Source organism: Amycolatopsis sp. NPDC051071 (genome assembly GCF_040682875.1).
Taxonomy (GTDB): Bacteria; Actinomycetota; Actinomycetes; order Mycobacteriales; family Pseudonocardiaceae; genus Amycolatopsis.
This window is the reverse complement of record NZ_JBFBBY010000213.1, coordinates 1-11333: the sequence shown is the minus strand read 5'-3', so window position 1 is coordinate 11333 and position 11333 is coordinate 1. Positions and strand designations below refer to the sequence as shown.

Sequence of the window (11333 nt, the reverse complement as noted above, 5' to 3'; positions counted from 1 at the left end):
TTCCCTCTGTCGCAAGAAGGAATGATCAACCAAGGGCTTCACTCATGATCAACCAGGGTGTCACCCGGCCACTCAGACGTTAAAACTCAAGCTAGTCGGCGACCGCGTCCGAAATCCACGGCGCGACCGGCAGATCCCGGTCGAGGCATTCCGCCGACAGCCGGATCGTCCAGCGCAGGGCCTGCAGCACCAGACTGTCGACCTCGTCCGGTGCGGCGTTGGCGAGGGCGATCTCGACCTGTTCCTGCGCGGCCTCACTGTTGCCGTGTACTTCCGCCAGCAACGTCCGCACGGCTGTCCGGACCGGCGGGTCCGCCTGATCGATCGAGACCTCTTCACCGTCCTCGTCGAATACCTGCACCTTGACCGGCGCGCTGCCGCCGTCGCCGAGAGTCGACACCATGGCGCTGCATTCACCGAAAAGCATCATCACGAGCTCTTTGGTCTCTTCGGAGCGGGCCACGGGCTCGACGGCGGTCGGCGTGAGTTCGTCGAGCGCCTCGGCGTCGTCCCCGAGGCTGATCGCCACGAGCGCACGCTGCGCTTTCTCGACGAGCCTCCGCTCGTACTCGCTCCTGTCCGGCTCCACGTGCCTATCAAACACCAGAGGACGGAAAAGTGGCGATAGGCCGAAACCCGGACGTGGTCACTTGGCGGCGTGCAGTGCACCCAGCGCGAGGCGGCAGAGCATTTCGGCGAGTTCGCTGTCACCGAGATGGCGGTTGTAGGGCGTCGAGTTGATCAACCCGAAGACCGCGTGTGCCGCCGACCGCGCCTGCCGCTCGCCGATCCCGGGCACCGCGTCACTGATCGCGCGCACCCACACCTCGACGTACTGACGCTGCAGGGCGCGAACCTGCTTGCGGTCACTGTCAGTGAGATTGGCGAGGTTCCGCTCCTGGACGGTGATCAGCGCGGGATGCGCGAGCGCGAAATCCACGTGAAAATCCACTAGTGCTTCGAGAACATCGCCGGGCCCGTCCCGCTGGCTCGCGCGAGCGGTCCCACCATCGAGGAGGTAGCGGCTGATCGAATTCAGCATCTCGCCGAGAATGGCGTCCTTGCTGCGGAAATGCCGGTACAACGCCGGTCCGGAGATGCCGACCGCGGCGCCGATGTCGTCGATGCCGACGCCGTGGAAACCGTGATGGGCGAAGAGCTCGGCGGCGGCGGCCATGATCTGTTCGCGCCTGTTCGCCTTCTCGCCGTTCACGAGTGGGGTGGGGTTCGCCGGCATCTGGCCATATTAGGGCCGCCGGGGTCGAGGCACGCTTTTCAGCCGAGAGCTCATCGTCACAGCAAGCGAGCGCTGACACCCCCGGTCTTACTTCCAGCCTGAGCCAAGCGGGTTACCTGCGGAAATGACCCTTTTGCGTCGAGCTACCACCTGGTAATGCTGTGTCTCGTTAACTTGTCACGAAGGAGTGACCATGGCCGTCCCTGCTCGGATCAAAGCGTTTTCCTTCACTCGTTCAGCCGCGGCCCTGGGGGTCGCCGTCCTAGCCACCTTCGGTCTCGCCGGCACCGCACAAGCGGCGACCAACTACGTCGCACTCGGTGACTCGTACTCGTCCGGCGTCGGTGCCGGCGGTTACGGGAACTCGGGCGACTGCATGCGCAGCACCAATTCCTATCCCCAGCTGTGGGCGAACGCCCACGCCGGGACCTCGTTCAAGTTCGTCGCGTGCTCGGGGGCGCGCACCGGCGACGTGCTCAGCCAGGCCGCGAACGTCACCTCCGGCACCACGCTGGTCACGGTGACGGTCGGCGGCAACGACGCCGGCTTCGCCGACGTCATGACCACCTGCACCACCGGCAGTGACCAGACGTGCGTCAACCGGGTCAACACCGCGAAGACCTACGTGAACAACACGCTGCCCGGACTGCTGAACAACGTCTACAGCACGATCAAGTCGAAGGCGCCCGGTGCGAAGCTCGTCGTCCTCGGGTACCCGCGTTTCTACACGGTGCCGGGTTCGTGCTCGGTCGGGCTGTCCGACACCAAGCGCTCCGCGATCAACTCGGGCTCCGACGCGCTGGCCTCGGTGCTTTCGGCCCGCGCGTCCGCGAACGGTGCCAAGTTCGTCGACGTGCGTGGTGCCTTCACCGGGCACAACATCTGCTCGTCCGCGAACGACTACCTGCACAGCCTCACCTGGCCGATCGTGAACTCGTATCACCCGACGGTCGCCGGTCAGCGCGGTGGCTACTACAACCCGCTGGTCGCGGCCATCGGCTGATTTCATCGAAGTACATGAAGGCCCCCTTCCTTGCGCCTAGGTACAGGAAGGGGGCCTTCCTGTACTGGCGGGGTGCGGTGGACAAGCGAGGTTAGTGGCCGTTAACCTACGAGGGCGAGTTAACGACGGCTAACTTGGCGGCGAGGAGCCATGGACACACCCGTACTGAGTACTTCCGCCGATCCGGGCAGCGACGAGTACGCCCGCGGCGTCATCTCCCATGCCGAACTGGTCGAGGACCTGCGCAAGCGGCTCGCCGCGGCCCGGCTCGGCGGTACGGAGAAATCCCGCACCCGCCACGTCGAACGAGGCAAACTCCTGCCGCGCGACCGGGTCGACACCCTCCTCGACCCGGGTTCGCCGTTCCTGGAGCTGTCCCCGCTGGCCGCCACCGGACTGTACGACGACGAGGCGCCGTCGGCCGGGATCATCACCGGGATCGGGCGGGTCTCCGGCCGCGAATGCGTGATCGTCGCCAACGACGCCACGGTCAAGGGCGGCACCTACTACCCGATGACCGTCAAGAAGCACCTGCGCGCGCAAGAGGTCGCGCTGCACAACAATCTGCCGTGTGTCTACCTGGTGGACTCCGGCGGCGCGTTCCTGCCGAGGCAGGACGAGGTCTTCCCGGATCGTGAGCACTTCGGCCGGATCTTCTACAATCAGGCGACCATGTCCGCGCGGGGCATCCCGCAGATCGCCGCGGTGCTCGGGTCCTGCACCGCGGGCGGCGCGTACGTCCCGGCGATGAGCGACGAAGCCGTCATCGTGCGGAACCAGGGCACGATCTTCCTCGGCGGCCCGCCGCTGGTGAAGGCCGCGACCGGCGAGGTCGTCACGGCCGAGGAACTCGGCGGCGGCGACGTGCACTCACGCCAGTCCGGCGTCACCGACCACCTGGCCGAGGACGACGCCGACGCCCTGCGCATCGTTCGCTCGATCGTGTCGACTTTGGGTCCGCGTTCGTCACGCCCGTGGGACATTCTCCCGACCGAGGCACCGGTCGCCGACCCGAATGAGTTGTACGGCGTCGTCCCGACCGACCCGCGCGTGCCTTACGACGTCCGCGAGGTCATCGCCCGGATCGTCGACGGCAGCCGGTTCGGCGAGTTCAAGAAGGAGTACGGGCCGACGCTGGTCACCGGGTTCGCCCGGATCCACGGCCACCCCGTCGGCATCGTCGCGAACAACGGCGTCCTGTTCGCCGAGTCCGCGATGAAAGGCGCGCATTTCATCGAACTGTGCGACAAACGCTCGATCCCGCTGCTGTTCCTGCAGAACATCACCGGCTTCATGGTCGGCCGGGCCTACGAGGCGGGTGGCATCGCCAAACACGGCGCGAAGATGGTCACCGCGGTGGCCTGCGCGCGGGTGCCGAAGCTGACCGTCGTCATCGGCGGCTCGTTCGGTGCCGGGAACTATTCGATGTGCGGCCGCGCGTACTCGCCGCGGTTCCTGTGGATGTGGCCGAACGCGCGGATCTCCGTGATGGGCGGTGAGCAAGCGGCGTCGGTGCTCTCGACGGTCCGCCGTGACGCCATCGAGGCTCGCGGCGGCGAATGGTCTCTCGCGGACGAAGAAGCCTTCAAGGATCCGATCCGCGAGCAGTACGAGGCGCAGGGAAGCCCGTACTACTCGACGGCGCGGCTCTGGGACGACGGCGTGATCGACCCGGCGGACACCCGCACGGTGCTCGGCCTCGCGCTGTCCGCGGCGGCCAACGCGCCTTTGTCCGATGTCAACTACGGCGTCTTCAGGATGTGAGCGCGACGATGCGGAGGACCGCTCAACTCGACCGAAGCCGGCGCGCCCGTCCGGAGGATTCGCGAACGTGGAGGCAGACCGCCTCGATCGCGCGCCTTGAGTCTGATTTCCCAACGAGCGGCCTGGCTACGCGTTCGCGATCGCGCGCCGCCGGAAAACACAGGATGTGAGCATGTTCGACACGGTTCTGGTCGCCAATCGCGGGGAGATCGCCGTCCGCGTGATCCGTTCGCTGCGCGGGCTCGGCATCCGTTCGGTCGCGGTGTACAGCGACGCGGACGCCGACGCCAAGCACGTCCGCGAGGCGCATACGGCTGTCCGCATCGGCCCTGCCGAAGCGGCGAAAAGCTATCTGTCCATTCCGGCGATCGTCCAGGCGGCGCTCGACACGGGGGCGCAGGCTGTCCACCCCGGCTATGGGTTCCTCGCGGAGAACGCGGAATTCGCCCGTGCCTGCGCGGAAGCGGGGCTGGTGTTCATCGGCCCGCCGGTCGAGGCGATCGACGCCATGGGCGACAAGATCCGCGCCAAGGCGACGGTGTCCAAGGCGGGCGTCCCGGTGGTGCCCGGAGCGTCCGATGTGGACATTCCCGATGGCGGTTTCGCGGCCGCCGCGGAAAAGGTCGGGTACCCGCTGCTGATCAAACCGTCCGCCGGTGGTGGCGGCAAGGGGATGCGGCTGGTGCACGCGACGTCCGAACTGGCCGCCGCCGTGGAGTCCGCCCGTCGTGAGGCCAAGGGTTCCTTCGGCGACGACACGCTGCTGATCGAGCGGTTCGTCACCACGCCGAGGCATATCGAGATCCAGGTCCTCGCCGACACGCACGGCAACGTCATCCACCTCGGTGAGCGCGAGTGCAGCTTGCAGCGGCGGCACCAGAAGATCATCGAAGAGGCGCCGTCGGTCCTGCTGGACGAAGCCACCCGCGCGAAGATGGGCGCGTCCGCCGTCGAGGCCGCGAGGTCCGTCGGTTACGTCGGCGCGGGAACGGTCGAGTTCATCGTGTCGGCCCTCGCGCCCGACAAGTTCTTCTTCATGGAGATGAACACGCGTCTGCAGGTCGAGCATCCGGTGACCGAACTGGTGACCGGACTCGATCTCGTGGAGTGGCAGGTCAAGATCGCCGCGGGTGCCGTGCTCACCGTGTCGCAGGAAGACGTCCGGCTGGACGGCCACGCCGTCGAAGCCCGTGTCTACGCCGAAACTCTGTCTATTAAAGATGGCGCACGCGGCTTCATGCCGACCGGCGGAACCGTGCTCGCGGTGCATGAGCCGTCCGGCGAGGGCGTGCGTGTCGACTCGTGGATGAGCGAGGGCGCCGTCATCGGTTCGAACTACGACCCGATGCTCGCCAAGGTCATCGCCTGGGGACCGGACCGCGCGTCCGCGTTGCACCGCCTGGATCTCGCACTCGCCGACACCGCGTTGCTCGGCGTCGGCACGAATGTCGCGTTCCTGCGCGGGCTTCTTGCCGACGGCGACGTCCGTGACGGCAAGCTCGACACCGGACTCGTGGACCGGCAACTGTCCACTTTGGTCTCCGAAGAGGTGCCGCCGGAGTTCTTCGTCGCGGCCGCGCTGGACAGACTGCTTTCCTTGCAGCCTCAGGGGTCCGTCGTCGATCCGTGGGACATTCCCGACGGCTGGCGGCTCGGCGCGTCCGGTGGGATCGACTTCGCTTTGAAATCCGGGAGTTCCGAAGCCGTCGTGCGAGTGCGGGGCACGCCGTCGAACGCGCTCGTCAGCGTCGACGGCGCCGAGCCCGTGCCGGTTTCCGCGCGGCGTGAGGGAGATCTGCTGGAAGTCCGGCATCCCAGTGGTTTCCACCGCTACCGGTACGCCGCCGGACGCGGGAAGACCGTCTGGCTCGCGCGGGACGGCCACAGCTTCGCGATCGGTGAGCAGGAGCGGCTGCGGTCGGCCGCCGGTGCCGCGGGCGGGGCCGGACCGGTCACCAGCCCGATGCCCGGCACCGTGCTCGTGGTCAAGGTCGCCGCCGGTGACGTGGTCAGCGCCGGGACGCCGCTCGTGGTCGTCGAGGCGATGAAAATGGAGCACACGATCACCGCGCCGATCGACGGCGTGGTCAGTGAACTCCCCGTCCGGGCAGGCCAACAGGTCGCGCTGGACGAGACAGTAGCCGTTGTGACACCCCAAAAGGATGGCCAATGATCGACTTTCGGCTGGATGACGAGTACGAGGCGCTGCGCAAGACGGTCGAGGAATTCGCGCGCTCCGAGGTCGCCCCGGTCATCGGCGACCTGTACGAGCGGGAGGAGTTCCCGTACGAGATCGTCGCGAAAATGGCCGAGATGGGCTTGTTCGGCCTGCCGTTCCCGGAGGAGTACGGCGGCATGGGTGGCGACTACTTCGCGCTGTGCCTGACGCTGGAGGAGCTGGCGCGGGTCGACTCGTCGGTCGCGATCACCGTCGAGGCCGGCGTTTCGCTGGGCGCCATGCCGATTTACCGGTTCGGCACCGCGGAGCAGAAGGAAAAGTGGCTCCCGGAGTTGTGCGCCGGAACCGCGCTCGGCGCTTTCGGGCTTACCGAACCGGGCGGTGGCTCGGACGCGGGCGCCACCCGCACACGCGCCAAACTCGACGGCGACACCTGGGTGATCAACGGCAGCAAGTCGTTCATCACCAACTCAGGCACCGACATCACGAAACTGGTCACGGTCACCGCCGTCACCGACGTGAAGGAGAACGGGCGCAAGGAGATCTCGGCGATCCTCGTCCCGTCGGGAACGCCGGGTTTCGCCGTGGCACCGAAGTACTCCAAGGTCGGCTGGAACTGCTCGGACACACACGAGCTGTCGTTCGACGACGTCCGTGTCCCGGCGGAGAACCTGATCGGCGAACGCGGCCGCGGCTACGCGCAGTTCCTGTCCATTTTGGACGAAGGCAGGGTCGCGATCGCCGCGCTGAGCGTCGGGCTCGCGCAAGGCTGTGTCGACGAATGCCTGCGGTACGTCAAGGAACGTGAGGCCTTCGGGCACAAGATCGGTGAGTACCAGGCGATCCAGTTCAAGATCGCCGACATGGAGGTGCGCACGCACACCGCGCGGCTCGCGTACTACGCGGCGGCGTCGAAGATGCTGCGTGGTGAGCCGTTCAAGAAGGAGGCGTCGATCGCGAAGCTCGTCGCGTCGAACGCCGCCATGGACAACGCGCGCGAGGCGACGCAGATCTTCGGCGGGTACGGCTTCATGAACGAGTTCCCGGTGAGCCGCTTTTACCGGGACGCGAAGATCCTGGAGATCGGCGAGGGCACCTCGGAGGTGCAGCGGATGCTGATCGCGCGGCACCTCGGCGTCGCCTGACGCCTGCGACCAAGTACATGAAGGCCCCCTTCCTTGCGCCTAGGTACAGGAAGGGGGCCTTCATGTACCTAGACGCAAGTCTCACGCGTCCTCACGATGTTGTAGAACGGAGGAATGAACGATTTCGTCATCCGGCAGGGTGGTTCTGGGGACTTCGAGACCCTGCTGAACATGTTCGACGAGGCCGTCGCGTGGCTGGCCGGACGGGGCAGCGAAGGGCAGTGGGGGACCGAGCCGTGGTCCACGATCCCCAAGCGGGTCGAGCGGGTGCGCGGGATGGCCGACGGGCCGGGGCTGTACATCGGCGAGGTCGGCGGAGAGGCGGCCGGTGCGATCATCCTCGGTGACCGCTTCCCGCATGTCCCGCCGGTCGAGGAGCCGGAGATCTACGTCGGCCTGCTGCTGACCTCGCGCCGGTTCGCCGGGCACCGGGTCGGGTCGCGACTCGTCGAGTTCGCGCTGGCCGAGGCACGTGAGCGTGGCATCGGGCTGGTCCGGGTCGATTGCTGGGCAGGCGGCGACGGCGATCTACAGCGCTACTACGAGAGTCAGGGGTTCAAGCCGACCGAGCGGTTCGACGTCAACGGCTGGATCGGGCAGGTGTTCGAACAGCGGCCGTAGGACTGGCGGTCTCGCGGCTTCCGGTGCACCATAGTTGACACAGTGCCAACAGTGCCCCGGACAACGCAGTCGCAGAGGAGCCCGCCATGGCCAGGCAGCCACGTTCTCTCGCAGGCAAGGTCGTCGTGATCACCGGAGCGGCGCGGGGCATCGGGGCCAGTACCGCGACGATGCTGTCCCGGCTCGGCGCCAAGGTGGTGATCGGCGACCTGGACCAGGTCCTCGCGGAGAAGACGGCGGCCGAACTGGGTGCGGAGGCGTTGCCGCTCGACGTCACCGACACGAAGGGCTTCACCGAGTTCCTCGACGAGGTCGAGCGGCGCGTCGGCCCGATCGACGTGCTGATCAACAACGCGGGCATCATGCCGCTCGCACCGCTCGACGAAGAGGACGACGCGGCGACCCGGAGGTTGCTCGAAATCAACCTGCACGCGGTCATCCACGGCACCCGGGAAGCAGTGAAGCGGATGCGCCCGCGTGGCACCGGGCACATCGTGAACATCGCGTCGATGGCAGGAAAGGCCGGATTCCCCGGCGCCGCCACTTACTGCGCCACGAAACACGCCGTCGTCGGTTTGTCGGAATCGGTGCATCTGGAATTACGCGGAACGGGCGTAGTGGTCTCCTGTGTGATGCCGGCCGTGGTGCGCACGGAACTGGCCAGCGGGCTCGGCGAGGCGAGGTTCTTCAAATCGATCCAGCCGGAAGATGTGGCGAAGGCCATTGTCGATGCGTTGCGCCATCCCAAATTCGACGTCTTCGTTCCCGGATCGCTGGATGCCATGGGCAGGATCACACGACTGCTTCCCCGGCGCGTCGGCGAGTGGCTGGTGCGTGCGCTCGGCGGCGACAAGATTCTGTCCTCCGCAACGCGTTCCAGTGCTCGCGCGGAGTACGAATCGCGGGCGGCACGCAGTGCCCCGGCGGTGGGAAAGGATGCCGATTCTTAACTCGGACGGCCTAGCGACCGTCCGAAGTGGACGGCCTGGAACGGCGGCGGTGTTGAGTCGCGCGCCCGTACGCGGCAAGATTGCGCCTTACCGCGTTCATCCCTCCAGGAGGCACCTCATGGCAACACCCCCGGCACGGCTCGCCGCCGCCGCGTCGAACGTCGTCGGGAAGGTGCTGCACGGTGGTGTCGCCGATCTCCGCCCGGTGCCGCGCGTCCTGATCGACCAGGGCCCCAACCGGTCCGTGTACCGGCTGACGAACGGCAAGGACCGGGTGTCCGGCCCGCCGGTGCTGCTGGTGCCGCCGCTGGCCGCGCCCGCGCTGTGCTTCGACCTGCGCCGCGGCTGCAGCCTCGCCGAGCACCTGGTCGACGGCGGCCGCAACACCTACCTGGTCGATTACGGCAACGTCGCGTTCTCCGATCGCCGCCTCGGCATCGAGCATTGGATCGACGAGGTGCTCCCGCGCGCGATCCGCAAGGTCAGCGAGGACTCGGGTGGCCAGGGCGTGCACGTCATCGCCTGGTGCCTCGGCGGGATCTTCTCCCTGCTGACCGCCGCCGACCAGCCCGAGCTGCCGATCGAGTCGATCGCAACCATCGCGTCGCCGTTCGACTTCACCGCTATCCCGCTGATCGCGCCGTTCCGCCCGCTGGTGGACCTCACCGGCGGCCATCTGCTGACCCCGTTCTACCGCGTGCTCGGCGGCGCACCGTCCTATTTGGTCAGCCGGGTCTTCCGCGTGACCGGTATCAGCAAGGAGATCACCAAACCCCTCGCCATCCTGAAGAATCTCGACGACCGGGACTACCTGGCGCAGATCGAGGCCGTCGACCACTTCATGGACAACATGATCGCCTACCCCGGGCGGACGTTCGGCCAGATCTACCACCGGTTCTTCCGCGCCAACGACCTCGCCGAGGGCACGGTCGACCTCAACGGGCGGATCATCGCGCTGTCCGGGGTCAAGGTGCCCACGCTGGTCATCGCCGGGCAGAACGACACGATCGCCCCGCGTGCGGCCGTCGAACGGCTCACCGGCTTGCTGGACAACTCGCCGTCGGTGAAGTTCGAAACCGCGCCCGGCGGGCATCTCGGCGTGCTCACCGGCCGGAAGGCACGCGGGACCACGTGGCGCTATCTCGACCGGTTCCTCGACGATCAGGTCGCCTGAGGCGTCAACCGGCCAGATCGTCGCTTTTGCGCTGGGTCGTCATCGCGCTGCGCATCGACTGGCGCGGCGCGATCATCTCGACCATTTCGGTGATCTGGCGCCAGGCGTCGGCGACCTCCGCGGTGGCGCGGTCACGTTGCAGGACGATCGTGGACAACACGAGCGCTGTCATCCCGACGGTGGCGTCGAAGGCTTGGATGAGCAGCATCCTGGCGACCAGATCGTACGAGCCGTAGGGGCCAGAGCCGCGTGCCGCGGCGAAGATCATGAAGGCGCAGACGCAGAGGGAGCAGAGCAGCGCGCCCGCCTGCCGGAAGCGCAGGGCCGCCCAGATCAGGGCCGGGAACACGACGAACAGTTTGGGCGGGTTCGTGCCGGCGAGGATCGACGTCCCGACGACGCAGACGCCGAGCGTGGAGGCTTCGGCCCAGCGGACGAGCGGAACCCGCGCCGGACGGCGGAATCTGGGTGCCAGCAGCAACAGGGGTGTGATGGTGAGGGCGCCCATCGCGTCGCCCGTCCACCACACCAGCACCGTCGGCCAGAACTCGCCGGGGGCGAGGGCGCCGTCGAGGACCAGTGCGCCGGTGCCGATCACGGCACTGACGGCCGTACCCCCGATGGCGCCGACGACGACCAGCAGGACGACGTCCGGCAGCCTGTCGAGCTGAGTGCGGAAACCCCGCCGCCGCATCACGCGATAGGCCAGTAACGGGCCGAGGGTGTTGCCGGCGGAGATCACCAGTACCACGATCAGCGAGGGGCCGAGCGCGATGTTCGTCAGCAGCGCGCCGAGCGCGATCCCCGGCCAGAACCGCGGTCCGAGCAGCATCGGCACCGCCAGCGCGACCCCGGCGGCCGGCCACAGCGGGGAGATCTGCTCGCGCACGATCGCCCACTGGATGCCGATCTGGCCGGTGGCGAAGTAGCAGGCCGTCACGCCGAGGACGATGAGGCACCACTGTGCCGCAGGGGAGAGCTGTCGAGCGGCGAGCCTCATCGGGACTCCGGCATTCGCGGGCAGGAAAGGTAAGAGGGTACCCCCGCGACACCGGACCGGAGCCGCCCCGAACGTGTTGTCGAAGTGGTGGAAATAAACGGGCCACCGCAACGGCCGCGTGTGCTCGCCTCAAGTACATGAAGGCCCCCTTCCTTGCGCCTAGGTCAGGGCCCCGGCAAAGTCGGTTGCCTGGATGAGGGCAGGCACGGTCTCTGGTTGATCATGTGAGTGTCTAAGTCCCATGATCGTGTGAGAGAACC

The 11333-nt window shown here is 67.3% G+C and carries 10 protein-coding genes; 7 read left to right on the top strand and 3 right to left on the bottom strand.

Annotated elements, in window-relative coordinates:
- Positions 1-91: 91 nt before the first annotated feature.
- Both AB0M65_RS37235 and AB0M65_RS37230 read right to left on the bottom strand, forming a co-directional pair.
- Positions 92-589: a hypothetical protein gene (locus AB0M65_RS37235; protein WP_364039002.1), complete on the bottom strand. Its 498-nt coding sequence runs from the start codon at positions 587-589 to the stop codon at positions 92-94.
- A 57-nt stretch (positions 590-646) separates the two neighbouring features.
- Complete coding sequence (locus AB0M65_RS37230; RefSeq protein WP_364038999.1) at positions 647-1237, bottom strand: TetR/AcrR family transcriptional regulator; 591 nt, start codon at positions 1235-1237, stop codon at positions 647-649.
- Between the two features lie 193 nt (positions 1238-1430).
- On the opposite strand from AB0M65_RS37230, the gene AB0M65_RS37225 reads away from it, so the two are divergent.
- From AB0M65_RS37225 to AB0M65_RS37195, 7 genes are all read left to right on the top strand, one after another.
- Positions 1431-2240, top strand: coding sequence for an SGNH/GDSL hydrolase family protein (locus AB0M65_RS37225; RefSeq protein WP_364038996.1), 810 nt, complete (start codon positions 1431-1433; stop codon positions 2238-2240).
- A gap of 150 nt (positions 2241-2390) precedes the next feature.
- Positions 2391-4004 carry a carboxyl transferase domain-containing protein gene (locus tag AB0M65_RS37220; protein ID WP_364038993.1) on the top strand — a complete coding sequence of 538 codons (1614 nt, stop codon included), beginning with the start codon at positions 2391-2393 and terminating at the stop codon, positions 4002-4004.
- A 172-nt stretch (positions 4005-4176) separates the two neighbouring features.
- Positions 4177-6177, top strand: coding sequence for a biotin carboxylase N-terminal domain-containing protein (locus tag AB0M65_RS37215; protein ID WP_364038990.1), 2001 nt, complete (start codon positions 4177-4179; stop codon positions 6175-6177).
- Entirely contained in the window at positions 6174-7328 is a 1155-nt protein-coding gene (locus AB0M65_RS37210) for an acyl-CoA dehydrogenase family protein (protein WP_364038987.1), read from the top strand. Before AB0M65_RS37215 ends, AB0M65_RS37210 begins: the two co-directional genes overlap by 4 nt.
- A gap of 114 nt (positions 7329-7442) precedes the next feature.
- On the top strand, positions 7443-7949 hold the full coding sequence (locus AB0M65_RS37205; RefSeq protein ID WP_364038984.1) for a GNAT family N-acetyltransferase: 507 nt from the start codon (positions 7443-7445) through the stop codon (positions 7947-7949).
- 86 nt (positions 7950-8035) lie between these two features.
- Positions 8036-8899 carry an SDR family oxidoreductase gene (locus AB0M65_RS37200; protein ID WP_364038981.1) on the top strand — a complete coding sequence of 288 codons (864 nt, stop codon included), beginning with the start codon at positions 8036-8038 and terminating at the stop codon, positions 8897-8899.
- A 118-nt stretch (positions 8900-9017) separates the two neighbouring features.
- Positions 9018-10073, top strand: a complete 1056-nt coding sequence (locus AB0M65_RS37195) for an alpha/beta fold hydrolase (protein WP_364038978.1) — start codon at positions 9018-9020, stop codon at positions 10071-10073.
- Between the two features lie 4 nt (positions 10074-10077).
- Here AB0M65_RS37195 and AB0M65_RS37190 read toward each other — a convergent pair whose 3' ends face one another.
- Positions 10078-11073 (bottom strand): MASE1 domain-containing protein, encoded by a 996-nt coding sequence (locus AB0M65_RS37190; RefSeq protein WP_364038975.1) that lies wholly within the window; start codon positions 11071-11073, stop codon positions 10078-10080.
- Between the last annotated feature and the right edge of the window lie 260 nt (positions 11074-11333).